23 protein-coding genes are annotated in these 25,446 nt (G+C 33.5%); 15 read left to right on the top strand and 8 right to left on the bottom strand.

The features are described from left to right. Nucleotides 1-362 precede the first annotated feature (362 nt). Nucleotides 363-2,561 carry a CDC48 family AAA ATPase gene (locus AAGU07_RS03340; RefSeq protein WP_342457795.1) on the bottom strand — a complete coding sequence of 733 codons (2,199 nt, stop codon included), beginning with the start codon at nt 2,559-2,561 and terminating at the stop codon, nt 363-365. Between the two features lie 364 nt (nt 2,562-2,925). Here AAGU07_RS03340 and AAGU07_RS03345 point away from each other — a divergent pair, with 364 nt between their 5' ends. Further along, nucleotides 2,926-5,355, top strand: coding sequence for a plasma-membrane proton-efflux P-type ATPase (locus AAGU07_RS03345; protein WP_342457796.1), 2,430 nt, complete (start codon nt 2,926-2,928; stop codon nt 5,353-5,355). Nucleotides 5,356-5,434: 79 nt separating this feature from the next. Here the strand turns inward: AAGU07_RS03345 and AAGU07_RS03350 are convergent, their stop codons facing one another. Next, the gene (locus tag AAGU07_RS03350; RefSeq protein ID WP_342457797.1) at nt 5,435-5,863 is read right to left on the bottom strand and encodes a cupredoxin domain-containing protein; all 429 of its coding nucleotides are present in this window, start codon (nt 5,861-5,863) and stop codon (nt 5,435-5,437) included. Between the two features lie 405 nt (nt 5,864-6,268). Here AAGU07_RS03350 and AAGU07_RS03355 point away from each other — a divergent pair, with 405 nt between their 5' ends. Continuing rightward, nucleotides 6,269-6,502: a PRC-barrel domain-containing protein gene (locus AAGU07_RS03355; RefSeq protein ID WP_342457798.1), complete on the top strand. Its 234-nt coding sequence runs from the start codon at nt 6,269-6,271 to the stop codon at nt 6,500-6,502. Nucleotides 6,503-6,925: 423 nt separating this feature from the next. Continuing rightward, complete coding sequence (locus tag AAGU07_RS03360) at nt 6,926-7,708, top strand: hypothetical protein (RefSeq protein ID WP_342457799.1); 783 nt, start codon at nt 6,926-6,928, stop codon at nt 7,706-7,708. A 45-nt stretch (nt 7,709-7,753) separates the two neighbouring features. Here AAGU07_RS03360 and AAGU07_RS03365 read toward each other — a convergent pair whose 3' ends face one another. Further along, nucleotides 7,754-8,203, bottom strand: a complete 450-nt coding sequence (locus AAGU07_RS03365) for a DUF2795 domain-containing protein (protein ID WP_342457800.1) — start codon at nt 8,201-8,203, stop codon at nt 7,754-7,756. A gap of 227 nt (nt 8,204-8,430) precedes the next feature. Here AAGU07_RS03365 and AAGU07_RS03370 point away from each other — a divergent pair, with 227 nt between their 5' ends. The 3 genes from AAGU07_RS03370 (at nt 8,431) to AAGU07_RS03380 (ending at nt 10,636) form a co-directional block, all read left to right on the top strand. Then, nucleotides 8,431-8,658: a ChaB family protein gene (locus tag AAGU07_RS03370; RefSeq protein WP_342457801.1), complete on the top strand. Its 228-nt coding sequence runs from the start codon at nt 8,431-8,433 to the stop codon at nt 8,656-8,658. A gap of 152 nt (nt 8,659-8,810) precedes the next feature. After that, complete coding sequence (locus AAGU07_RS03375) at nt 8,811-10,169, top strand: APC family permease (RefSeq protein WP_342457802.1); 1,359 nt, start codon at nt 8,811-8,813, stop codon at nt 10,167-10,169. Nucleotides 10,170-10,279: 110 nt separating this feature from the next. After that, nucleotides 10,280-10,636 (top strand): STAS/SEC14 domain-containing protein, encoded by a 357-nt coding sequence (locus AAGU07_RS03380; protein WP_342457803.1) that lies wholly within the window; start codon nt 10,280-10,282, stop codon nt 10,634-10,636. Between the two features lie 27 nt (nt 10,637-10,663). Here AAGU07_RS03380 and AAGU07_RS03385 read toward each other — a convergent pair whose 3' ends face one another. The 3 genes from AAGU07_RS03385 to AAGU07_RS03395 form a co-directional block, all read right to left on the bottom strand. Then, entirely contained in the window at nt 10,664-11,740 is a 1,077-nt protein-coding gene (locus tag AAGU07_RS03385) for a TIGR00341 family protein (RefSeq protein WP_342457804.1), read from the bottom strand. A gap of 134 nt (nt 11,741-11,874) precedes the next feature. Continuing rightward, nucleotides 11,875-12,870, bottom strand: coding sequence for a TIGR00341 family protein (locus tag AAGU07_RS03390; protein WP_342457805.1), 996 nt, complete (start codon nt 12,868-12,870; stop codon nt 11,875-11,877). A gap of 269 nt (nt 12,871-13,139) precedes the next feature. Next, on the bottom strand, nt 13,140-14,444 hold the full coding sequence (locus AAGU07_RS03395) for a prephenate dehydrogenase (protein ID WP_342457806.1): 1,305 nt from the start codon (nt 14,442-14,444) through the stop codon (nt 13,140-13,142). Nucleotides 14,445-14,977: 533 nt separating this feature from the next. Here AAGU07_RS03395 and AAGU07_RS03400 point away from each other — a divergent pair. Beyond that, complete coding sequence (locus tag AAGU07_RS03400; RefSeq protein ID WP_342457807.1) at nt 14,978-15,421, top strand: response regulator; 444 nt, start codon at nt 14,978-14,980, stop codon at nt 15,419-15,421. Nucleotides 15,422-15,724: 303 nt separating this feature from the next. Here the strand turns inward: AAGU07_RS03400 and AAGU07_RS03405 are convergent, their stop codons facing one another. Next, nucleotides 15,725-16,045: a hypothetical protein gene (locus AAGU07_RS03405; protein WP_342457808.1), complete on the bottom strand. Its 321-nt coding sequence runs from the start codon at nt 16,043-16,045 to the stop codon at nt 15,725-15,727. A 452-nt stretch (nt 16,046-16,497) separates the two neighbouring features. On the opposite strand from AAGU07_RS03405, the gene AAGU07_RS03410 reads away from it, so the two are divergent. The 3 genes from AAGU07_RS03410 (at nt 16,498) to AAGU07_RS03420 (ending at nt 19,417) form a co-directional block, all read left to right on the top strand. Next, nucleotides 16,498-17,559, top strand: coding sequence for an mRNA surveillance protein pelota (locus AAGU07_RS03410; protein ID WP_342457809.1), 1,062 nt, complete (start codon nt 16,498-16,500; stop codon nt 17,557-17,559). Nucleotides 17,560-17,763: 204 nt separating this feature from the next. Continuing rightward, nucleotides 17,764-18,390, top strand: a complete 627-nt coding sequence (locus AAGU07_RS03415) for a hypothetical protein (RefSeq protein ID WP_342457810.1) — start codon at nt 17,764-17,766, stop codon at nt 18,388-18,390. Between the two features lie 124 nt (nt 18,391-18,514). Continuing rightward, nucleotides 18,515-19,417, top strand: coding sequence for a cell wall biosynthesis protein (locus tag AAGU07_RS03420; protein WP_342457811.1), 903 nt, complete (start codon nt 18,515-18,517; stop codon nt 19,415-19,417). A 106-nt stretch (nt 19,418-19,523) separates the two neighbouring features. Here AAGU07_RS03420 and AAGU07_RS03425 read toward each other — a convergent pair whose 3' ends face one another. Further along, on the bottom strand, nt 19,524-19,679 hold the full coding sequence (locus AAGU07_RS03425; RefSeq protein ID WP_176720215.1) for a hypothetical protein: 156 nt from the start codon (nt 19,677-19,679) through the stop codon (nt 19,524-19,526). Nucleotides 19,680-19,954: 275 nt separating this feature from the next. Between AAGU07_RS03425 and AAGU07_RS03430 the strand changes: the two genes are divergently transcribed. The 5 genes from AAGU07_RS03430 to AAGU07_RS03450 all read left to right on the top strand — a co-directional run bounded on the left by AAGU07_RS03430 (nt 19,955) and on the right by AAGU07_RS03450 (nt 25,440). Next, nucleotides 19,955-22,363 carry an STT3 domain-containing protein gene (locus AAGU07_RS03430; protein ID WP_342457812.1) on the top strand — a complete coding sequence of 803 codons (2,409 nt, stop codon included), beginning with the start codon at nt 19,955-19,957 and terminating at the stop codon, nt 22,361-22,363. A gap of 260 nt (nt 22,364-22,623) precedes the next feature. After that, the gene (locus AAGU07_RS03435) at nt 22,624-22,857 is read left to right on the top strand and encodes a PRC-barrel domain-containing protein (protein WP_342457813.1); all 234 of its coding nucleotides are present in this window, start codon (nt 22,624-22,626) and stop codon (nt 22,855-22,857) included. 127 nt (nt 22,858-22,984) lie between these two features. Next, nucleotides 22,985-23,308: a YbjQ family protein gene (locus tag AAGU07_RS03440; RefSeq protein ID WP_069583303.1), complete on the top strand. Its 324-nt coding sequence runs from the start codon at nt 22,985-22,987 to the stop codon at nt 23,306-23,308. Between the two features lie 19 nt (nt 23,309-23,327). Further along, nucleotides 23,328-24,134, top strand: a complete 807-nt coding sequence (locus AAGU07_RS03445; RefSeq protein ID WP_342457814.1) for a heavy metal-binding domain-containing protein — start codon at nt 23,328-23,330, stop codon at nt 24,132-24,134. Between the two features lie 265 nt (nt 24,135-24,399). Further along, on the top strand, nt 24,400-25,440 hold the full coding sequence (locus tag AAGU07_RS03450; RefSeq protein WP_342457815.1) for a glycosyltransferase: 1,041 nt from the start codon (nt 24,400-24,402) through the stop codon (nt 25,438-25,440). The last annotated feature ends 6 nt before the right edge of the window (nt 25,441-25,446 follow it).

The following is a 25,446-nucleotide window of genomic DNA, read 5'->3' on the forward strand; positions in this document are numbered from 1 at the left end:
TTATTTAAAAGATTATAAAACTACTTTTTAATATTAAATCATAGAATAAGTAAATCTACTTAATTTTTTTATAAAAATTATATCAAAAATCTTTTATTTAATTAAACTAATTCAATTAATTATTAAAAGCATTAACACTCATGTCCATGATCTTGTGCGTAAATCGCGTGTTGTATTAAATTGTAATGCTGGTTGGATTAAAGTAAATCTTGTTTGAATTTTTTAATTATATTAATTATAATTCCCCTAACTTTAAATTAACATTTTGAATTTCACATCAGCATGAACGTAATAAAAATAAATTGCATTTTAAAACTTAAAAATAAAGAGGAAGTTATTTTCTAACTTCCTAATAAATAGAATTAGTGATACTGCACTAATTCAACGTCTTTTTCGTCCTTTTTGACTTTTTTCATAGCTTTTTTGAAGTATTTCATTTTAATATCTTCAGATTCCATATCATGCCTGAGTGTCAGCATGGCCGCTTCACGGCATACTGCTTCTATATCAGCACCGACATATCCTGCTGTATTTTTAGCTAGATACTTCAAGTCCACATCTCCTGCAATTGGCATATCCTGGGTATGGACCTTGAATATTGCAAGTCTTGTTTCTTCATCTGGTTCATCAACTTTAACATGCCTGTCGAATCTTCCAGGTCTAAGTAAAGCTGGATCCATTATATCTATCCTGTTTGTAGCTGCGATAATTGCAACATCCTGCAGTTCTTCCATTCCGTCAATTTCGGTTAGAAGCTGATTTACAACTCTTTGAGTAACTCCAGAATCGGTACTTCCTCCACTTCTTGTGGATGCAATGGAATCTATTTCATCGAAGAATATTACAGTAGGAGCTGTTTGCCTTGCCCTTCTGAAAACTTCCCTTACACCTTTTTCAGATTCACCAACCCATTTTGACAGAAGTTCAGGACCTTTTATTGCGATGAAGTTGGAATCACTTTCATTTGCAACAGCCTTTGCAAGTAAGGTCTTACCAGTTCCAGGAGGTCCGTAGATAAGGACACCTTTAGGTGGTCTGACTCCAAATTTTTCGAATTTCTCAGGATATTTAAGCGGCCATTCTACAGCTTCTTGTAATTCCTGTTTTGCCTTTTCAAGGCCACCTATATCGTCCCATTTGATATCAGGGACCTGTACAAGGACTTCACGAAGTGCTGATGGTTGAATTTCTTTTAAAGCTGCTTTAAAGTCAGCTTCTTTGACGATCATTTTCTGAAGAACTTCTTTTGGAATTTCCTCATCTGCTTTTATTTCTGGAAGAATCCTTCTTAAAACTCTCATTGCAGATTCTTTAGCAAGAGATTCAAGGTCTGCACCTACAAATCCATGTGTAACTTCTGCAATTTTTTCCAAGTCAACATCTTCATCTAAAGGCATTCCTCTTGTGTGTATTTGAAGTACTTCCAGCCTTCCATCTTTGTCAGGGACTCCTATTTCAATTTCCCTGTCGAATCTTCCAGGCCTTCTGAGTGCTTGGTCAATGGAGTCTACTCTGTTGGTTGCACCAATTACAACAACCTGTCCTCGGGATTTAAGGCCATCCATGAGGGTTAAAAGCTGTGCTACTGTCCTGCGCTCAACTTCGCCTGTAACTTCCTCACGTTTTGGTGCAATTGCATCGAGTTCATCTATAAACACTATAGATGGGGAATTTTCTTCAGCTTCTTCAAATATTTCTCTGAGCCTTTCTTCAGAGCCGCCTACATATTTGCTCATGATCTCAGGCCCGTTAATGGTTATGAAATGGGCATCGCTTTCGTTTGCAACTGCCTTTGCAAGTAAAGTTTTACCAGTTCCAGGCGGGCCGTGCATTAATACACCTTTAGGAGGCGATATTCCAAGTCTTTCAAAGAGTTCTGGCCTTTTAAGTGGGATCTCTATCATTTCCCTTACTTTCTTAACTTCATCTTTAAGGCCGCCTATATCTTCATAGGTCACATCTACAATGTTTTTAACTCCTTCAAGCTTGGAGACATCTACAGGGTTTGGTTGAATTTCAACATCAGTCATTTGGGTGACTTTAACTACACCCTTAGGTTTTGTTGAGACTACTGCAAGTTTTATTTCCCCCATAGGAGACATGTTCATCCCTACGTCCCTGAAGAACTCATCAAATAGACTTCCTCTCATAGCTGTTGCGGGTTGTCTAAAACCAGATATTATTATATCTCCTTTAGTTAAAACTCTTCCTGCAAATGCAGCCCTTACATCTCCTTTGACCATTATTTGCTGGTCTACAGGTGCTAAGACTACTTTTTCAGCATCATTTGTATCTGCACGTGTTACTGTTATTTCTTCACCGATTGAAGCGCCTACATTTTTCCTTATGTATCCATCAATCCTTATTATGCCTAAGCCAATGTCTGATTGAGATGATGCTGCTGTTGCTGCTGTTATTTTCTTTCCTTCAATTTCCACTATGTCCCCATCTATGAGACCTAATTCCTGCATACATGCTGGGTCAATTCTTGCAATTGATCTACCAACGTCAGACTGTGAAATTGCTTCTGCAACTTTTAGTTTCATTTCTTTATCAGCCATATTTTACCTCTTTTTATTTGATAATATTGATTTTATTTAATTAGAATTAATTTTAACTATGAATTACATTTTAGTTAACATTAGTTACTATAATAGGTTGTCAATTATAGTATATAAATGTTTTGGTTTTAAGCATCATATGTGCATTCTTTTTAACAATAAACACCATATATTATATTGTTAATAATAATATATGTAATTTAATTAACTTCTTTAAAAATTGTAGCCCATTGCTTCAATTTAAACATAAAATAAAAATTTAAATCGATATTTTATAATATTAATTTATAAATACGTCTAAACTTGACTATATCCATAATTTGTGCATTATTAGAACATATAAACAAATTTTAAAGGTAATATTGTGGATAAAATAGTTATAAATGCAGATGAAGCAAAAAAGAAGTCCCTTGAAGAATTATTAAAAAAAATATCTTCAAACAAGAAAGGTCTATCATCATCTCAAGCCCGACAAAGACTTCAAAAGTATGGACCTAATGAAATTTCAGAAAAAAAAGTTAACCCCCTAATTAAATTCCTTAAATATTTCTGGGGGCCAATGCCATGGCTTATAGAAGTGGCAATTATCTTATCTGCCGTGATTCAGCACTGGGCAGATTTAGGAATAATATCCGCATTATTGGCATTAAATGCCATTATAGGCTTCTGGCAGGAGCATAAAGCAAGCAATGCTATAGAATTACTTAAAGAAAAACTTGCACTAAAAGCAAGGGTACTGCGTGATGATAAGTGGCAGGAAGTATCAGCAAAAGAACTTGTTCCTGGAGATATAATTCATATAGGCTCAGGAGATATCATTCCAGCTGATGCGAAGATAATGGACAATATTTCAGCCGATGAATCTGCCTTAACTGGAGAATCACTTCCAGTGGATAAAAAGGCTTCAGATATTGCTTATTCAGGATCAATAATAAATCAAGGCGAAACAAATGCTCTTGTAACTTCAACTGGAATGAACACTTATTTTGGAAAAACTGCCCAACTGGTAGAAAAAGCTGAAACCAGAAGTTTCCTTCAAAAAACTGTTATAAAAATTGGGGATTATTTAATTATACTGGCTGCGATTATGGTAGCAATCATTTTTATAGCTTCATTGTTCCGGCATCAAAGTCTTTTTGATACACTGCAGTTTGCACTCGTCCTCGTGGTTGCATCAATACCTGTAGCTTTACCTGCAGTACTTTCTGTTACAATGGCTGTCGGTGCGGTAGCTCTGGCAAAAAAAGAAGCAATAGTAAGCAAACTGGTAGCTATTGAAGAAATGGCGGGCGTGGATGTATTATGTGCCGATAAAACAGGCACAATTACCAAAAATGAATTAAAACTTGGAGAAATAAAACCATTTGATGGATTTAAAGAAGATGATGTGCTTTTATATGGTAAACTAGCATCGCCAAAAGACAGTAATGATCCAATAGATGTTGCAGTATTATCCAAAGCACGAGAAAAATCTATCAAAATAAAAGGATATAAAATAACTAAATTCAAGCCATTTAATCCAGTTTCAAAGCGCACTGAAGCTTCAATAGCCAGTGAAAGTAAACATTTTAAAGTTTCCAAAGGTGCAACTCAAGTCATATTATCTCTTACAGGTGAAGATAAAAAAATCGCAGATAAAATGAATGAATATGTAGATAAATTCGCTGAAAAAGGATATCGTACACTTGGAGTTGCAATAACCGATAAATCAGGAAAATGGCAGTATGCAGGTCTTTTTGGGCTCTACGATCCTCCACGTGACGATTCAGCAGAAACCATAAAAACAGCTGAATCAATGGGAGTAGATGTAAAAATGGTGACCGGAGACCATATTGCAATTGCAAAAGAGATCTCTAAAGAGGTTAATCTTGGAACTAACATCATTATTCCCAAAGACTTTGTCGATGAAACAGATAGAAAAGCAGAGAAAATTGTTGAGGAAACAGACGGGTTTGCAGAGGTTTTCCCAGAACATAAATATCATATAGTTGAGTTACTTCAGGATAAAGGACATATTGTAGGTATGACTGGAGATGGTGTTAATGACTCTCCTGCACTTAAAAAAGCTAATGTTGGAATTGCAGTAGCAGGAGCAACAGATGCTGCGAAATCAGCTGCTTCAATTGTCCTTACCCAACCTGGAATTTCTGTAATAATAGATTCCATAAAACAAAGCCGTAAAATTTTCCAGAGGATGAACAACTATTCTATTTACAGGATAACAGAAACCATAAGAGTTTTATTTTTCATTACATTATCCATCATCATATTCCAGTTTTACCCAATTACAGCTTTGATGATAGTTTTACTAGCACTGCTAAATGATGCGCCAATTATGACAATCGCTTACGATAATGTAAAATATTCAAATGAGCCAGAAAAATGGGATTTAAGAATTATATTAGGCATAGCTACTTTTCTTGGAGTTTTAGGAGTTATAGAATCATTTTTTGTCCTTTATCTTGGAATTAACATATTAAAATTATCTCTTCCAGTTCTTCAATCTTTTATTTATCTTAAACTCTCGGTTGCAGGTCATTTAACTGTTTTTATGGCCAGAACAAAGGGCCACTTCTGGGAGATCAAACCTGCACTGCCACTATTTATAGCCATTATAGGTACACAAACAATAGCCACCTTAATTACAGTTTATGGAATACTGCTGCCAGCCATGGGCTGGTTTTTAGCAGGTATTATCTGGGCAGAGGCTTTAACTGCATTTTTCATAATTGATGCCATAAAAGTTCGCTTCTACAAGCTTCTGAGCCGAGAAGGAGTCGATGTATATAAATAGGCCTATGTGTGAATAAAAATAGATATTTGTCAATATAAAAAGAAAAATAAAATAATTAATCTTAATGTTATATTTAATCTCATTGAACGATGATGGTTCCAGTTATTGTAGGATTTAATGCATCATGATAACCATAAATACCAGTTTTAGCGAAGAAGAAGTTATAACTATCGCCAGGATTTAATGTATTACTCTGGAATGCTCCATTGTCACTCGATATCTGGTGTTGCACATTATCATTATTTATCCATTGGATATTAGTACCCGATTTAATTGTAATTTGGTTGGGATTAAATGTCATGTTCTGGATAGAAATTGTTGTTGCAGCAGAAGTCGTATTTGCACTGTTATTTCCCATACTTTGATTGGTTGAATTGTTCATACCGGTTTGTACATTGCGATTGGAACTTTGCGCATAATAAAGATATACACCGGCTGCGATTATAATGATTATAATTATAATCAATGCCAGAAGCCCTTTATTTGTTCTTCCATACACTCTTATCATACCTTTTTAATATTTCTCAAATATACTTTATTAATTATGTCGCTATTGTTATTAAAATGTACTGATTTAAAGCCCATTTGTACAGATATCAAACAATTTAATGAAAAAATGAATATACCCATTTAATTTTATTCCATTAATTTAATTCAATAAAATAAATATTATTCGCTCTAATTTAAGTTAAATTACTAAATAATAAAAAATTAACAGTTGATTCTAATATATTATGAAATTAGGCGAATATTTCATTTCAATAATATGTAATATCACTGCTTTTGAACTATAAATTGAGCATTAATAATTAAAATTCCCTGATAGAAAATAATAATAATATTTAGATTTATAATATTAATAGCCTAAAAAGCCACAATTATCTTAATTCAAACATTGCAAAAAGGTGATAATATGAAAATTTCTGACGAATTAAAAGGAAAAGAAGTTGTGGATGATTCTGGAAATAGAATTGGAAAGATAAGCGACGTAAAACGGAACCCTGAATCTGACAAAGTTGAATCTCTGGTAATTACTGAAGGAGGAGATGCAACCAAAATGGGACTAGGGGATAAAAAAGTGGTATCATACACTAATGTTGACTCCGTGGGAGACAAAATAGTTTTAAGAGGATCTCTTTCCAGATAGCGTATTTAAAGAAGTTAAGTCCTTATATTGTAATACAGCCTAAATAACAGAAGGTGATTAAAAATGGATGATAGAGGGCAATATTCTATATTATACTGGCTAATAGTTATAATAGTCATTATAATAATACTCAGACTACTTGGAGTCTGGTAATTAATAAATTGAGTGTAAATCATAAAACTAAGCCAGCCAACTATTTTACCATTATCCAACTAATTTAACCGCTAACTTATGAACCTTAAATTACTCATCATTTCTTTTTTTTACCACAGGTATGATCTAAACTCATATAAATTTCCCACTTAATGGTTTATGATGCGGTATGAGTTTAAGATTTCTAACCAGTTATCCTGTGAACTGATATCTGGTTAAAAAAGGAATAAATGAATCCATATAATGTATAAATAACTGGAAGTATTGTTTATGACTTCAGAATTACAGATAGTTTTACTGGCATTAATTGTAGCACTGGTTTTCGTATTTGTCCACTTGAGTTCACCCAAAATTTACGGGTTTTCAAAACGTTATAAAAAGAAAATACTATCTTTTTCTGGAGGAGTAGCTTCTGCATATGTATTTTTAGATTTATTACCCCTAATTGAAAATGCAGACCCACATCTCCATGCTATTCTTGGCAGCAGCCCATTAATAACAATATTTTTGGAAAAGGCAATTTTTGGAGTGGCATTTATTGGATTTTTAGTGTTCTTTGTACTGGAATATCTTGCATTAAAATCAAGGGGTTACAAAGCCCAGCAAACAACCAAATCATTAAAAGAAACAAATGCTTCTAGAAACGTGTTTTTTCTCCATATAATTTTAACTGCAGTTGTGAGCCTGATAATATGTTATTCCCTAAGATTTGAGATTTTAACAACCGGCTGGGGGATTGTAATTTATACAATAGCGCTTTCACTCCACTTTTTTATTTCAGACAGGTCTATGGAAGAACACTATGGTACACTTTACGTAAAATACGGGCGTTATTTACTGGCACTGATGCCAATATTGGGATGGTCTTTATCAATATTATTTCCAGAACGGACATCAGAGGCTTATGTACTGCTAGCATTTATTGCAGGTGCAGTTTTATTTAATGTAATTAAAGATGAAGTACCCAACTCAGGAACAGGTAAACCTCTATCCTTTTTTACAGGAGCTTTATTATATTCTGGGCTTATTTTAATTTTACCGTGGATCCACTAGAAATCCATTAAATTATTTTAAAAAAAAAGAAATTATTAAATAAAATTACATTCCTCTTCTTTCTTCACCCCATGCCTTAGCTACGTCTGTAGGCGACTTGAATTTGTCTTCAGGTAAATTTTCTATAGCCTGTAGAACATTTTGACTTGCATTATTCTTTTTTGCCTGTTGAACTAGATCCTGTTTATTTGCCGGGAAACTAATGCCTTTTAAGGACTTCTCTATCTCAGAAGTTATTCCTCCACGACGGGTTCCAACACTGCGTGTGGTCTGTTCACCTCTTTTTTCTTCACCCCACGCTTTGGCTATATCTATTGGAGAGTTAAACCGATCTTCAGGTAAATTCTGTATATCTTTTATAACTTCACGACTTGCATGGTTGCTTTTTGCCTGTTGAACTAGATCCTGTTTATTTGCTGGAAAACTAATACCTTTTAAAGACTTCTCTATCTCAGAAGTTATTCCACCACGGCGAGTTCCACCACGACGTGCCATGTTATCACCTCTCTTTCAATTTGTTATCTAGTTGACAAGATAACTGCTAAATTACATAATTTACAGTATAAACCAGAATTTCGCACAGATACTTTTAAAAATTCACTTTTCATGTTTGGGTTACACTTTTGAAGTTCATACTTAAAAAATATTATTTTTTTAGAAATAATTAATACTAATTAAAATCAAACTAATACTGGTCAAAACTTAAAAAATGAGGTTAGTATTTGTCATATAAAAATAAAGGAGATTTACCAGCACAGGTAAAGGAAAATTTACCAGAACATGCCAAAGAAATTTATTTGAAAGTATTTAACAATGCTTGGGATCAGTATAAAGAATCAAAAGAACGCAGAGGGAACGAATCAAGAGAGCAAACTTCCCATAAAGTTGCATGGTCTGCAGTAAAAAATGAATACAAGAAAGGTAGCTCTGGAAAATGGGAGAAAAAATAGAACATCCCTAAAATCATATTTTTTAAAGATAGTACTATTGGCTCAATTAGTTAAACTATCATGAGAAGTAAACTAACAAGATTAAATATCCATACCCTTGAGAATCCTAAAATTTTTTAAATGTATTCAAAACCATTCAAGGAATAATTAAAATGAGTAAAAAAGGACCTTTAGGACTATTATCTGTAATTTCAATCGGTATCGGCGGGATGGTAGGAGGAGGTATCTTTGCAGTTTTAGGATTTGCCGTGCAGCTTGCAGGGGGCGGAACCTATATTGCATTTGCATTAGCAGGTATTGTAGCTTTACTTACGTCTTATTCCTACGCAAAATTATCTGTAACCTACCCAAGTCAAGGTGGAACTGTTGAATTTCTTGATCAAGCTTTTGGTCCAGGATTAACCACAGGAGGGCTGAATGTACTTCTTTTTTTAAGTTATATCGTAATGCTTTCACTTTATTCTTTTGCCTTCGGTAGCTACCTATCAAGCTTTTTCCCAGCAGAATCACAGATGTTATGGCGACACATCGGTACCACCGGAATCATAATTTTAATGACCGCGCTAAACATTATAGGGGCAAAGGCCGTCGGGAAGGCAGAAGAATGGATCGTTGGGATCAAAATTTCTATTTTGCTGCTTTTTGTACTAACTGGAATATGGAGCGTAAATACTGGCCAATTACAACCATCCACATGGGCCCCCTTTATTTCACTCGTTGCAGGTGGAATGATTATTTTTGTAGCTTATGAAGGGTTTGAACTCATAGCAAATGCTGCAGAAGACGTAAAAGATCCGTCAAAAACATTACCACGAGCTTATTATTCTGCGGTGATATTTGTAGTGGCATTATATATTCTTATATCAATTGTAACTGTCGGGAATTTACCAGTAAACCAGATTATAGCTGCAAAAGATTATGCCCTCGCAGCGGCGGCACAGCCATTTCTGGGAGTCATTGGATTTACACTTGTAGCAATCGCCGCCCTTCTTTCAACAGGTTCAGCCATTAACGCTACTCTTTATGGAAATGCAAGAGTCAGTTATATCATCGCTAAAGAAGGAGAGTTACCTGTTGAACTAGAAAATAAAATCTGGAACCGCCCTATTGGCGGATTGCTACTTACATCTGCGATTACTTTAGTAATAGCCAATATTTTTGACATATCCAATATTGCCACAATGGGGAGTGGAGGTTTCTTAATTATTTTCGCAGCAGTAAACTTATCTAACCTGAAGGTACATGCAAAGACTTCAAGTAACAAATATCTTCCCATTTTAGGTGCTACAACATGCTTATTTGCATTGGCTGCACTGGTATGGCAAACTGCACTTACATCCCCATTTAATATTTTAATACTTGCAGTACTGGTAGTATCAGCCTTTGTTATTGAAATAATATACAGCAGATTTACAGGAAAACATGTTAAGCCTGTAGTAAAGCCTACTAAAAAAATGAAAGACATTAAAAAAGCTGAATCAAAAATGGAATCTGAAGTCCGTGAAAAATAAGTATTTTAAACCATTATAACGCTTTAATAAATTTGTATCGTCCCATAATATTGAATTATAGAAAATAGGTTTAATTTAAATTAATTTTAAAAAAATAAGAAGATGAAAACATGATAGAAAAAATGAGTGAAAGTGAAGGTAAAATATTGGGCTTTAAGGCAGTAGGCACTGTTACTAAATCAGATTATAAAGTGCTGGTGCCAGAGGTTCAAACACTTATAGAAAAAGAAGGGTCAATCTCTATGCTCCTGGATTTGAGACAATTCAAATGGGAAGATATAGGTGCATGGATGGCTGATATGAACTTTGGCCGTACCTACCACGATAAAATAGATAAAATGGCTATCGTAGGAGATAAAACCTGGGAAAAATGGATGACAGCACTTGCAGAACCTTTTTATTCCAAAAAAGCACGATTTTTTTATTCAGAAGACATAGATTCTGCATGGAAATGGTTAAAAGAATAAATTCCAGTTTTATACTGCAAAAATATATCATCCCAGCAATAAAACACCGAATATTCCACGATAAATAAGAATTAAAACTACAAATATAGAAAGTAAGGAAGTCCATAATAATAGAGCAATATTTGTCATTTTTTTAGCCCGGTTTATCCTTTCAGGATATATGGGCCTAATTTTTTGAGCCTTAAATGTTATGATACCTGCCAGATTAACACAGACCAGGTTTATAAAAAACAGCAAAAATGCACCTAATGCCAGCGAAAATTGTCCAGAACCGAATAACAATCCACATGTTACAAGTGGCGGGAGCAGTGCCACTGCCACCATTACCCCAATTAAAGTGGTACTGAAACCTGCAGTAAATGCTAATGCCCCTGCAATACCTGATGCAAAAGCAAGGGTTATACTCCCCAAATTAGTTTTAGCCCTCAAAGCGATTTCTGGAACACTTGGATTAACAGTAAAAATTAATCCCAAAACCGAAGATAAAATAAACACTAAAAAAAGCCCAAAATAATTAGTTTTAATTGATTCTACTGCTAATTTTGTATCTCCCAATATAGTTGCAAGTGATAAAGCCATATTTGGCCCTAAAAATGGTGCAATTACCATGGCCCCAATTATAACTGCAACGTTACTATTTAAAACGCCGATAGTTGCCACGATAGATGATAAAATCACCATAAGCATGTAAACCTTGGATAACCTGGCAAGATCAGATATATTTGAATATATTTCATGGCGGCTAAGCCTATCTACAAGTTCTCGCGGGTCAAGACGGTCTGTTAATTCTTCAATGGTACTATCACTTTCGTCCGGAGGCCCTTCTTGTTTTGACACTGCCTTTTCAATAGGTTCAGGTACTGGAAGTGAAGCTTCTACCGGGACTAAACTTATTCTAAAACCTTCTAAATCTGAAAATCGTTTTTGTAAAAGGTTAATTAAAGATTCTGTCTTTTCACGCCTTATAATTACATTAATAACTATCTGTTCACCTGAAGACTGAACATCCCAGTAATTAAGCACATCATATCTCTTTAATATATTTTTGATTTCCTTCAAAATTCCATATTCAGGTATAACAATTATGATCAATCGATAAGCCATAAAATCCACCAGATACACTGATTATAATTATATTATTAAAAATAATTAAATTTTTCATACAATTACATGACCCAAATATACCTAATTACAGAAGTATAAAACACATACATAATACAATACTTTTCATTCATACCTTAATAAATTATATGAAACCTTATTAATGCAAATAAAATAATTAAAATTGACGCCAATACCATAATTGATTTTTGGGTAATTATTTTAGCTTTTCTAGATTCTTCTTCTTCAATTGGTTTAATGTTTTGTGCCATAAATGAAATAGTTGCTGCAAGGTTAATGCTGATTAAATTAACTAAAAACAGCAAAAAAGCACCAAATGCCAGATAAAAATTCCCTGATCCTATAAGAAGACCAAATGCAGCAAGTGGGGGCATAAGTGCCACCGCAATCATCACACCAACTAAAGCACTGGTTAACCCAGTAGTTAAAGCTAAAGACCCTGCAAGTCCTGATGCCAAAGCAAGGAAAAAACTTCCCCTCCCAATATCAGTTCTCAAAACTATGGAAGGATTCTGAGGGTTCACTGCAAAAATCATTCCTACCACTATAGAAACAGCAGCTGCAATTAAAAACCCTATTAAATTAGTTTTAACAGATCTAACAATAAATTTCCTATTTCCCATAACAGTCGCTAAAGATAAACCTATATTAGGGCCTAAAAGCGGAGCTATAATCATTGCACCGATTATTACTGCCACATCATCATTTAAAAGCCCAATTGACGCAACAAAAGCTGATGCCGCAACAAGAACCATGTATATCCGGGTAAGCTGGCTCATCTCAGAAACATGGGCATATATCTCTTCCCTACTGATCCTTTCAGATTGTTTTTTCGTTTCCAGATTCCCAATATTTGATTCCTCTTCAGGAAAGGGAATGTAAGTCTCTATTGGAATTATTATTATTCTGAAACCATCAAGCCCCGAAAACTCTTTTTGAAATATTTCCAGTAATTCTTCAGATCTATCCATTTTAACGATGATATCAAACTTTAAATGGGTTTTAGAAAACATAGAATATGAATAATCCATTACATCCATTTTTTCTATTATTCTTTTAGTTTGTTCTTTTTTATCGTTGGGCAAAACTATTTGAATTAACCGAAAAATCATTATTAACTATTTTATATTTGTTATTATAATAATTTATCGCTGATTAATTAATTTAATCTGGCAAATCAACATAATACTCTTAAAAAATAGTTTTCAGTTAGTTATTGGCTCAGATGAAATATTAAAATACGCTCATGCCCATACCATGGATTAATGTTAAATTGTAATTTTAATTATCTTAAACTAGAGTTACTTCATGATACATTGGTAAATATAATTACATCACCTACGCAATGGGACATGAGCATTTAAATCCATTTAAATCTGATTCACCTTATAACAGCACCAAACCCTTTCAAGAGATTCTCAACATCAAACCTGGCATCAGAGTTTATAACTTCATATTTAATGGTAATGCTTATCTTCCCTGATGGTATTTGACTTCCATGATACATATCATCAACCGAAGCGCCAATAACTCCTTTTAAGCCCTCAATCGTATTTACAATGATATCGGGACTGCAGTTTTCTGGAAATACAGCAGAAACAAAGTAAGTTTTATGGAGGTAATTTTCAACTTTCAGGTCGTATATTTCTTTATCACTTAAAATTTCCACGTTAGATAATTTCAGCTTTGTTTTTTTGCCATTGATTTCCAAAGTTAAAAAATCGTGGGATAAACCTTTTAAAATTCCAATATGTACTTTTCCAGAGTATATATGCCTTAAACCTACTTCTTTACCTATAGACCCTTTAAGGATATTTACTTCCTCGGTTAAGGCAGATATCGCTTTATCTGACCTTCCAAGTGCAGCTTCCAGGTCATCCATATGTTTTGCAGCAGACCCCATAACTTTCACGAACCCTTCCTCATTTCCACTTGAAATCATTTCATTAAGCTCTTTGTAAATGGAAATAAAAGTTTCATGGGTTTTTTTAGTATACTTATTATGGGTTTGTATAGAATAGTAAAGGTAAGGATTTTGAGCTACAATTCTTGCAATCATATCAACCATAAGATCATATATTGGGCTTGCAAAATTTCGAGATTCTTTAATATCTACATCAAGCTTTTCTATGGTCGCTGCAATACTTATATAAGCTAAATGAGTCAGGCCCTGCACAACGCTCATCATTTGGTCATGTATCTCAGGAGTTGTAACTATTATCCGTGCGTTTTCCCTTTCAAAGAAATTATAAACTTTATTATACCATCTACCTTTATTAGTAGGTGTAACTACAATTACCTGACCATCTAATGATCTTATTCTTGGACCAAACATTGGATGAATCGGTAAAACTTCAACACCATAAGGAACATATTCTTGCATAATTCGGGAAGGTTCTTCTTTTACAGAAGTAACATCCATAATTAAAGAGCCTTTTTTCATAACTGGAGCCACTTCTTTTATAGCAGACAGTGTAACATCTATTGGAACTGAAACTATAACTACATCTGCTTGTGATGCTGCACTGGTATTGCTTGAGGTATAATCGACCCCCAATTTTTTTGAAACCCTTTCCCCAGCTATTTCATCTCTTCCAGTTACAGTTATATCAAATCCTTTGCTTTTTAAAAATCTAGCAATCCACTCACCTAATCCCCGTGTACCTCCAATTACTGCAATCTTCAAGAAAAAATCTCCAATTCATTTTTTTAATATAATCCGATTTATTTTATACTCTTTTTTTATGCTCATCTTATATAAAAAAATAGTTAAATTAGTAAAAATTTTCCAATTAATTCTTACAGATTCTCTAATTTCTGTGTGATATACCCCACAAAGAACCTGACCAATATATAATAACATGTGAAAATAACTTAAAAAGCATTATGTTAAAAAATAAGAGTATAAAAAGACTTATTTCAAGATATAATTTAATAGTAAAGTAATAACTGGTTTAAATCAGACTGTAATCTTAGATAACACTAAAAAAACCACACTTGTTCTTTAATAATACAGTTATAACATCTTTTATTTAATTGATTTTGTGTTTACCGAATGCAAAATCAGCTCATCTCTAATTTATGATTAATGAGATTTACAAGATTTAAACTACAAAAACAATTTCGTATTAAGACATGCAAATAGGTAAAAATACAGTACATGGCAAAAGATTAAAAAGATTTAAATTGCACTCAAACTCAGATTATAGGGGGAATTTAGTGTCAGATGAAAAAATTCTGATAGTTGAGGACGAAATCATCGTTGCAATGGCTCTAGAACAAAAATTGCTGGATCTAGAGTATGTTATAGTGGACACTGTTAGCACCGGCGAAGATGCAGTCAAATGTGCTAACCAGTTAAAACCAGATTTAATATTAATGGACATAATTTTAAAAGGGAAAATGAATGGTATAGAAGCTGCAAAGCAGATAAAAGATAAATTAGATATCCCTATAATTTACTTGACAGCATATTCTTACAGTGAAGTGGCAAAGTATGCTTCCATAATAGAACCCTATGAATATTTAGTTAAACCATTCAAGAAAAGTGAATTGAATAATTACATTAAAATGTCTCTTTCAAATCATAGATCAAAAAATACGGAAAATACCAACAAAGCATTGACTAAATTTCAGGGTTTTGTTAGAGCAACGAGAAACTAAAATTTACCTAAATAATTGAAATCTAAGACAGATTATACCTACAATCTCTCAATTATGTTCTAATCCCTTAAATTCAATTCCACTGCAAAATTTGTTATTTTATGATTAATTACAACTTAAAACACATGTCCATGAGGTTGTGTAAAATAATGTAATTTATATTCCCCTGCGGAATATCCCGAATTACATGTTTTTAAGATAACCCATAATAAGTATAATTCATGCACGTATTAGACATAAGCAACTTAAAATTGTATAATTAAAAGTTAAATATAAAAATAAAAAGTTGAATTTAAATTATAATTATATTTCAATAGCCCTAATTTCTTTCTTTTTAGCTCCTCCAGCTATAGCTTCAATAGCATCCAAAAGATCCATGACTCTATCGTTTTTAAAAACACTTTCAAAACCTTCAAACTCGGAGGTACTTTTTAAAAATAGACCTTTTCTTTTCATAGAGGTACCTCTCTCGTTTAAGGGATTGATTTCTACCATTATTGTTTCCCTATTATCATTTGCAGGAGTTTTGACCAGAAATACTCCTTCTACAGTAGTTGGTACTCTTTGCCATGGCTTAACATCTTTTAATGCTTCTTTTATTTTATTTTCTAACTCTGTACTCATTTAATGCCTCCAAATATAGTTTATATAGCTAGTTACTCACAGCACAGCTTACGGAACATATATTCATAAATATACTGCCATAATTATTATATAATTTTAAAGTATGCTATTTAAATAATTTCCAAGTAAAAACATTTGATTATAAAAAAATAGAATATTTATAACTGAAAAATGGATTTATAACATTCTACCGGTTAATTTTTCAATTTTTTCCGGGCTTAAAAGAAGATATATAAAAATAGAAAATAGAATTAATAAACAATAAAATCCAAATTTATTTTTCATTTAAAATTAAATAATAGAAATAAAAGAGATTATAAAGAAAAAAATCGTTTTAAATTAAAAATTTAAAATAATATTTAATTTAAAAGATAAATAATTTAAAGAAGAAATTTTCAAAAAGTTAATTTTACAGGATTAATTCTTAAAATAACAGTTTAAATGGTGTGAAAATGCGTATTGTTCATCAAGATAGAAAAAGAGGAGTAATTGAAATTGTTCCTGAAACATTAGACGACCTCTGGCATTTATCACATATTATAGAGCCAGGAGACCTGATATCATCTAAAACTACTCGAAGGATACAGGATACAACAGGAGAACGTTTAAGAAGTGATAGGGGTATTAAAAAAACATTTTTTATAGGTATAAGGGTGGAAAGTATAAATTTTCACAAATACACAGGAAAATTAAGGGCAACGGGAATAATAGAACAGGGCCCTGAAGATCTGGTTCCACTTGGAACCCACCATACACTTGATTTGAAACTTAAATATTCAGTTAGAATAACAAAGGAAAAATGGTCAAGATGGGTCCTAAAAAGGCTAAAAGATGCTGTTGACTCATCTAAAAAGCCATCAGCAATTATAGTGGCTATTGAAGAAGATGTTGCGGATCTTGGAATCATCAGGCAGTATGGAATAGAATACTACGGACCTATAATAGGAGGAATATCTGGAAAAAGAGTTATCTCCAAAAATAGGGGAAAAACTATAATCAACTTCTTTGATGAAGTTGCAAAAACTTTACTTGGGTTTGAAGATATTCAAGGCATAGTTGTTGCTGGACCTGGATTTGGAAAAGGTGACTTTTACGATTATTTAAGCCAGAAATATCCGGAACTTGCCAAAATTGCGACAGTTGAAAATACAGGTACTGGAGGGCGAGTTGGAATAAGAGAAGTCCTTAAAAAAGGTACAATCGAGCAAATGGCTACTGAGGGTCGAATAGCTCAGGAAATGAGATTGATGGGAAAAGTTCTGGAAGAAATTGGAAAATCATCACATTTAGCTGCATATGGAAAAAATGAGGTTACAAACGCAGCTAATGCAGGTGCAGTAGAAAGATTACTTGTTTTAGATGAAATGGTGCGCGAAGAAGATACCGAAGGTATTATGAACCTTACAGAAAGTACCGGCGGCAAAGTAACTGTGGTAAGCAGCGAACATGAAGGCGGGAAACAGCTGAAGGCATTAGGTGGACTTGCAGCTATTTTAAGGTATAGTTTGAGGTAAATATTAATATAATAAATTTTTTTTGTTTTATTTGAAACTAAATTAACATTCCGGACTATCTCATCACCTAAAAGTAAAGTTTTTAAGATATATTGAATAAAGAGAACACTTTAACATTTTGGAGGAGTATGAATAAAAAAAATAACCGGAATTAGTCTAATTATCATATTTATCATTTTAGCCTCATTATTTATAGGACTAGATTTGAATAGAGCATCTAATAATATTTCCTCAGATAATAAGACCACTGGAGAGGTTATAGGGAATACAAGTTATGGTTATGTTGAAGAAGAAGTTTATGGAAACCAGAGCTCCAATGAAACTGTAGTAATAATTACAGGTGTTCATCCCCGTGAATCTGGATTTCACAATGCTACTGCAGCTGCAGTAAATGACAAGTCAAAAAATTTATCTAAAAAATATATCCTTTACAGGATCCATGTCACAAAAAACGCGCTGAATTTTGATACAGGTAGAATGAACGGGCAGTTACTGGCAAATAAATTTGTAGTTCCAGATGTAATTAAAATCAAACCCCAGATCGTTGTAGATATACACGAAGATTTAGGAGAATCTGTCGGTTACAGGTACAACCGGTTTATATATCCCCTCTCTAAGGATAATGAAACTCAGAATTACTTAACCAGTATCACCCAAAATATGTCATTTTTAGAAATTTATTCTCCAGGTGGATCAAGTCCATCATACGTTACAAAGCCCATAGCACGCAAAGGAATTCCTGCTATAGTGTATGAGACTTATAAAAAGGATTCATATGAAAAAAAATATTCTGATGCATGCCAGTTTATTGATATACTGGACAAATTATAAATTTACACTTTCTTTAAATTTTTTGCATTCAAAGCCATATTTTTTTATTAAATAAATATGCGTAAATTGGAATATTAACAAATTTAATATAGCTCCATTCCTAATTTTTAATACAGGTGAACCAATGTATACCGAGATCATTCTAGCATTCCTGATATCTGCCATTTTAACACTGCTGTTCAGCTGGATAATTAAAAAAAGCGGCAGTAGTTTGTATACCAGTGTTAGGGGAGGAACACCCCGTGCCGTTGGAATTGCACCATTTATAGCCATATTGCTATTTTTACCTTTAAATTATAGTTATCTTGTAGCTTTAATTGGGATTTTTGCATTTTTAGATGATTTAATTGGAAGGAAAAAAACTAAAAGACTGCCGTTCGAGATAGGTCAGCTTTCAAGAGGCATGGGAATGCTTGCTGTAGCTGTAATTGGATTTTTTTATGTTGGACCCGCTTCAATCTTGATTGCACTTATGATTCAACCTTTAAATATTGCAGATATGCAGCCGGGAGCTGCCTGTTCTACTGTGATTATTATGTGCATTCTTGCGCTTATTTTAGCAGTGCCTGCTGGATTATCCATTTATATTCCCCTGGTTGTTCTGGCAGCGTGTATTGGCTACGCCCCGCTGGACTATAAAGGAAAGATCATGATGGGTGAAATTGGAAATCACTCATTTGCTGTAGCACTTGGAATTGCTTATGCCGTTTTAGGTGGATTCTACGGCAGTGTTTCCAGTATGGGATATCCACTTGGAAGTTTTTTAGGAGTATTGGCCTTATTTATCATTACATTATTTGTTATAGCATTCATAAGAAGAAAGAATCTAAACATCTTTTTAGAGGAGAAACTAGGCATAAAAAATCCATATTTTGGAGATTATGTCATGGATGTTCTTACTGGAGGGGGCCTTGGAGACCTAATACGTAAAATCATCCTTGGAAAACGTGAACTCATTATAAAAAGGCATGTATTTAAAATTTTAGGATTTAGAAGACTTTTCTATAACCCTCATGCTTACAGATAATAACTAAATTTCAATTTATTGAAAATTACAAAACACAGTACTATAAAATCATATTTTTCCAGTTATTCCAAAACAAAAATAAAAAAAATATTTTTTTTTTAAGATTTTATTTGAGCCTTATGTAACCTAAAATAGCAATAATTATACCAAATACAGGCCATATTACTCCAGAATAAATATCTTTAAGGTAAATGAAGCTGTAAACTCCAAGAATTATCATCACAACCGCACATAAATATACAATTAAGTTTGCTACTTTCATAGAACTTAATCGTCTTTTTTAAGTATTTAAGTCTTTTCAAATGTTTTTAACCAGCAGATGTAATGAGATAATTTTTATTACGCCATAAATTTTAGTAACGGCTAAATTTTAATCCCGATATCTTCCTTTGATTTTGTACCCTAGAGCTAGTCTAGAATGCCTAATTGGTAATTTTAACAGTATTAGCGCCATAAGCAAACATTTAAATATTTTTAGAGCAAATTATTAATATTAATTATTAAAATAATATATAATAGTACCATAAGGGATAATATATGAATATAAAATGGAATTTATCCAAATTTAAGCCTTTAATAATTATAATTTTAGTATTTATACTTGCATTTTCTCTTAGAATACAGTCAGCTTATTTACCCGGAGTATCTGGAGAAGTAAAGTCCAATTTCCAGGATCAAAATGGGCTTCCATATTTCAGTGAAATGGACTCATATTACAACTACAGGATGACATACGATTATCTTGATCACAATTATCTAGGTGACACACTACTTAATGGCAGCCCATGGGACCTGCACTCGTATTATCCTTCAGGTAGGCCCGCGGCATATCCTCCGCTGATTGTTTATATTACAGCATTTATTTATGAATTAATTAATTCATTTGTAAATGCACCTTTAAATGAGGTTGCTATCTGGTTAGCACCATTTATAGCTTCTTTATCCGTTATTCCAGCATACCTATTTGTAAGAAGACTTACCAATGAATATGGAGGGATAGCTGCAGGAATTTTAGTCGGTACAGTTCCGGCCTATTTTACCCACACATTTGCAGGATTCTTTGATACTGATATGTTCAACATGCTCTTTCCAATCTTGATTGTAGGATTTTTTATTGCAAGTATCACTGAAAAGGATATTAAAACCAGATCAGTTTATGTATCATTATCAGCAGTTTTTCTGCTTGTTTATTCCATGGCCTGGGAAGGCTGGTGGTACATTTTCTATTTGCTAGTTGGGACAGCCGTTGTATATCTCCTGATTTCAAATTACATGTTTGAAATGGAAACCATTAAATCATTTAATTACTATTTCGATAAAGTCAAATATATTATGCATCAACCGGCACTCTTTTCATTAATTGTGTTTGTAATTTTAAGTATTACATTATTAAGTGTTTATTTTGGGCTTCCAGGACTTATAGAGACTTTGACAAGATCTGCGGGTAATTCACAGCTACATACATCTATCCAAATTACCAGTTATCCGAACGTATACATATCTGTGGATGAACTTAAAATACCAACCATTACAGAAATTCTAGGAAAATTAGGCGGTATCATACCATTCATATTCGGCATTTTAAGCATTCCATGGCTTATATGGAAATTAAAACCAGAAAAAGATAAAAAAACGGAAAACATCCCTAAAAAGAAAAATAAAAATAGACGAAATGCCCGGGAAAAAATAAAAATAAATGAAAAGAGTACAGAGAAAAAGAATACAGTAAATCCCCATTTAATTAAAAATAAAAAGAACTATCTATTATATGCAATTTTGTTTACAATCTGGCTTTTGATCATGGGTTTTGCTTTAACACAGGGGTCAAGATTCATTGAACAGTTCTCAATACCAATAATATTGGGTGCAGGAGCATTTGTAGGCTTAATGACACCTTATTTTGCAAAAAATATTCCAAATAAGAGGTACTGTACAATAGCAGCCCTGATATTAATTGCACTTGTAGCATACGCTCCCCTATCTTCATCATATACATTTTCAAGTTCAATATATCCAAATGTTGATGATTCAATGTACAATTCACTAACGTGGATTAAAGATAACACGCCTCAAAATACAGTTATAACTTCATGGTGGGATTTTGGTCACTTTTTTACTGCAGTGGCAGATAGGCCCGTTACCTTTGATGGGGGGTCTCAAAACACACCGCGTGCTTACTGGGTTGGAAAGGCACTGCTAACAAATAATGAGAATTTATCTGCAGGAATACTCAGAATGCTGACTTCAAGCGGCGATAAGGGCTATTTAACCCTTGAAAATTATACAGGAAATACAAGTAAAAGTGTAGAAATACTGGATAAAATTCTACCTGTTGATAAACCGGCTGCCCAAGACATACTCACAAAAGATTATAAATTAACTTCTGATCAAGCTTTAAATGTGCTAAAATACACCCATCCCACTAAACCATCCCCACATGTCCTGTTCTTAAATAATATGTACCTCCTTTCAAAATCATACTGGTGGTCTTACTTTGGGAACTGGAACTTCCAAAATAACACAGGAAAAGGCTACAGTTATTCTGCTGAACAAGCGGCTTCCCATGAGGTTAACGGTACAACCGTAATTTCAGCTCAAAACGGTATTGTTGCACAGATAAACGGATCAAAAGTAGTTGCAGGTTTTCAATATGAGCAAAATAACCAGATCCACGTACTGGAGCCTCACAAGTTAATTGTGGTTCAAAATGGTAATGTTTCAATGAATAAGATCGTTTCCAATTCTAGTTCATTTAGTATAATCTTAGTAAAAGAAAATGATATTAATCTTGCTGTTATGTTGAATAAGGAACTTGAAGATTCCATGTTTACAAGATTATACCTTACAAATGGTGCAGCTTTAAGTAAATTCAAGCTTTTACATAAAGAGGGTAAAATAATAGATCCATATGGCGTAATGATCTGGGCTGTGAGTTTTAATAAATAATTTCATTTGTAGTAGCCTCTTCCCATCCCTTTTAAAATCACAAGTATCTTTACCAAATTTTCTTATTTCTAAGTAACTTGGATTTCAAACCAATTTGAAATTACAAAATAGCAAATTATATAATATTTATTTTATAAAAAGTATTAACGCATGATTTATATTAATGTAATGGCCCCACCAGGTAGAGTTATCTTCTGGCCATTGCCAAGTTCAAAGATAATTTTAATCTTTGAATTAATTTAAAAAAGGCAGGTGATAGAATGCATGCAAAAGATTTATCTGGAAAAGATATTGTTGATTCAAATGGAGATACCGTCGGTGTAGTTGATGATTTAGAGATAGATGTGTCAAAAAAAATGGTAACAGGCATCATAGCAAAAGAAGGCACTATCTCAGGAAAACTAGGTATGGGTGAAGAAAGAGTTATTTCCATAGATATGGTTGATGCAATAGGTGATAAAGTAATTTTAAGGCGTATGGAAAGACGAATGTAATGTTTCTTTTTTCTTTTTTCTTTTTTAGTAAATAACAATTTTTCTTTTTTGCCAAAACATTTATAACCAATTCCATACATAATCTATAGAATATATTAGTGTCTATAGATTAAAAGGAAGATTAAAAATGCTGATTTTAAACACACCCAATATTGAGGGGAAGAAAATAAGCGAATACTTTGGTCTAGTAACTGGAGAAGCGCTCTTAGGTGCAAACGTGTATAAAGACCTTTTTTCAGGCGTTAGAGATGTTGTCGGCGGGAGAACCTCAGCTTACGAAGAGGAATTAAAAAAAGCAAGGGAATTAGCGCTGTCCAGTATGCAGGAAAAGGCAGAAAAACTTGGCGCAAATGCCATACTGGGTGTTCAAATAGCCTATCATAACCTTGGAGGGACTATGGGAAACACCATCCTTGTCACCATGTACGGTACCGCAGTGCACTATGAATAATTGTCACGGGGGATAACTCTTGTTAATTTCACTAAAAAACAGCATCATAGACAAAAGATGGGGAATTCTTGCAGTAATTATAGGGACCACCCTAGGATTTATATCTGCCGTTATTTGTGTATACGCAAATTTAGTTATTTTCGGATTTAACATCATGTTTATACTATCCCCTTTAATTGCAGGGTTTAGCGAAGCATATATAGCCCAAAAAAAGTATGGCAGGAGCACGGGAGCCATCAGTGCCCTTTTAATATTTGTCATCATCAATATATACGGCTGGTTCTTCCCTAAAAATCCAATAACCATTAATTTATTCACATTAGGAGGTATTGCACTCACCATACAGGCTGCTGTCCCAATATTCGTTAATTACCTTTTGTTTGTTGTTTTCCTCGGGACTATAACTTACGTTATAGGGTTAATAGGAAATTTAATCTCAAAACTGCTTGGAAAAGAAATAGAAGAAATAGAAACTCCTAAAAATGTGGATTTACCACAGCTAGACCTTTTATTTGCAACTACAACCAATCTTAATGGAAAAAATATAGTTAAACAATTGGGCTTAATTACAGGAGAAGCTATCTTAAAAGAAGAAAAAGATGAGAATTCATCGCGTTTAAAAAAAATTGCCTCAAAAAATGGTTCAAATATAGAATATAAAATAGGACTGGTAAGAAATGAGGCGCTTCAAAACCTGGAAAGTGAAGCAAAAAAAATAGGTGCAAATGGTATTTTAGGCGTTAATATCGATTATAAAAGCGTTGGCGGGATCAAAGGGAGTACAGTAATAGTAACAGCTACCGGCAGTGCTGTACTGTACGAATAAATCTTCAGCCCCTAAATTCTTATTTTTAAACCATTTATTATCAAATTTTGTGGTTGGGAATCTATTATATTTATGATAATACATCAGCAATGTTTATATAACATCCATACAAATTTTGATTTAAATTAGCATAACTCCATTTAACAAACTTAAAATTAGAATTAACTAATTTTAAATTATGAAAAATCATTTTAGTAAAACTAAAAAATGATAATGGTTTCAAATGGATTTCAAATTTATAGATTTTTAGTTAAAAGGTGAATAAATGAAAGTATTATTTATGGTTACAGGGCGCGGGATCGGAGGAGACGCCGCAATTGCCCTTAATATAGCTAAGGCACTGTCTGAACATGGCGCCCACTGTGAATTTGCCCTGAATCACGACGCTCCAGGGTTATTATTTGAAAAGAACGGTATAAAATGGCATGAAACGAGTATTCCACAGGCAGGAGGGCATGCTGCTACTAAACTTACCCTTGTAAAAGGCGGTTTTAGAATTATCCATGCTGTTTTTGAAGCTATAAGCCTGTACCGGAAACTAAAACCAGATGTGGTTGTAGGATCAATAGGTGGAGGAGCAGTAGTCGGGTGCCTGGCAGCTAAAATTGCAGGTATTCCATCAGTAGGAGTTGTATCTACCCCTACTGATTCAAAAGTATCCAAATTTACCACTGTTGTCGCACTACCAGAATCTCCATTATTTAAATCATCAGTGAATAATAAAAATGTGCACAAAGTTTATATGCCTATAAATCCTGAAGTTGTAAGCGGAAACAAAGAAAAAGCACTGGAATTAATGCCCGAAGGTTACGACCCTGCGCTGCCTACAATACTCTTATCATCAGGATCTACTCTTTTTGAAAAAATGGCCCTTGCTGCACCTAAACTTAGAGACAGCGGAGTTAAAGCAAATATAGTGGTTATAGGGCATCCGCTGGATGAAAAATATCGAGAATATCTTGAAAGTGATGGAATACTCTATTTAGGTTATATCGACTGGGTGAGTGATCTCTACAAACTGGCAGACTTCGTAATCATCACAGACGACGGAGTGATGCTTCATGAAGCCATTGCCTGCAATTTGCCAATTATAACACTGCTTCGAGTTAAATACGGGCGTTATCACAATATGGGTGATGTATTCAGCGGTGCAATGGTTGAAAGCGATCTTGATAATCTGGATGAAGTTGTAAATGATTTCCTGAAAAACATCGACCAAACTAAAGACAGAGCTTCAAAATATGGGAAAGATGTTTTAGAGTCTGCAGATAAAATCGCAGGAATAATTTATGAGAAAAGAAAATAAAAAAAA

It is taken from the genome of Methanobacterium sp. (assembly GCF_038562635.1).
Taxonomy (GTDB): Archaea; Methanobacteriota; Methanobacteria; order Methanobacteriales; family Methanobacteriaceae; genus Methanobacterium_D.

Excerpts from the sequence above, each read along its gene's own strand:
- AAGU07_RS03340 (WP_342457795.1), bottom strand. The coding sequence starts at position 2,561 with ATGGCTGATAAAGAAATGAAACTAAAAGTTGCAGAAGCAATTTCACAG.
- AAGU07_RS03350 (WP_342457797.1), bottom strand. The coding sequence starts at position 5,863 with ATGATAAGAGTGTATGGAAGAACAAATAAAGGGCTTCTGGCATTGATT.
- AAGU07_RS03355 (WP_342457798.1), top strand. The coding sequence starts at position 6,269 with ATGAAAATTTCTGACGAATTAAAAGGAAAAGAAGTTGTGGATGATTCT.
- AAGU07_RS03360 (WP_342457799.1), top strand. The coding sequence starts at position 6,926 with ATGACTTCAGAATTACAGATAGTTTTACTGGCATTAATTGTAGCACTG.
- AAGU07_RS03365 (WP_342457800.1), bottom strand. The coding sequence starts at position 8,203 with ATGGCACGTCGTGGTGGAACTCGCCGTGGTGGAATAACTTCTGAGATA.
- AAGU07_RS03375 (WP_342457802.1), top strand. The coding sequence starts at position 8,811 with ATGAGTAAAAAAGGACCTTTAGGACTATTATCTGTAATTTCAATCGGT.
- AAGU07_RS03380 (WP_342457803.1), top strand. The coding sequence starts at position 10,280 with ATGATAGAAAAAATGAGTGAAAGTGAAGGTAAAATATTGGGCTTTAAG.
- AAGU07_RS03385 (WP_342457804.1), bottom strand. The coding sequence starts at position 11,740 with ATGGCTTATCGATTGATCATAATTGTTATACCTGAATATGGAATTTTG.
- AAGU07_RS03390 (WP_342457805.1), bottom strand. The coding sequence starts at position 12,870 with ATGATTTTTCGGTTAATTCAAATAGTTTTGCCCAACGATAAAAAAGAA.
- AAGU07_RS03405 (WP_342457808.1), bottom strand. The coding sequence starts at position 16,045 with ATGAGTACAGAGTTAGAAAATAAAATAAAAGAAGCATTAAAAGATGTT.
- AAGU07_RS03410 (WP_342457809.1), top strand. The coding sequence starts at position 16,498 with ATGCGTATTGTTCATCAAGATAGAAAAAGAGGAGTAATTGAAATTGTT.
- AAGU07_RS03420 (WP_342457811.1), top strand. The coding sequence starts at position 18,515 with ATGTATACCGAGATCATTCTAGCATTCCTGATATCTGCCATTTTAACA.
- AAGU07_RS03425 (WP_176720215.1), bottom strand. The coding sequence starts at position 19,679 with ATGAAAGTAGCAAACTTAATTGTATATTTATGTGCGGTTGTGATGATA.
- AAGU07_RS03430 (WP_342457812.1), top strand. The coding sequence starts at position 19,955 with ATGAATATAAAATGGAATTTATCCAAATTTAAGCCTTTAATAATTATA.
- AAGU07_RS03435 (WP_342457813.1), top strand. The coding sequence starts at position 22,624 with ATGCATGCAAAAGATTTATCTGGAAAAGATATTGTTGATTCAAATGGA.
- AAGU07_RS03440 (WP_069583303.1), top strand. The coding sequence starts at position 22,985 with ATGCTGATTTTAAACACACCCAATATTGAGGGGAAGAAAATAAGCGAA.
- AAGU07_RS03450 (WP_342457815.1), top strand. The coding sequence starts at position 24,400 with ATGAAAGTATTATTTATGGTTACAGGGCGCGGGATCGGAGGAGACGCC.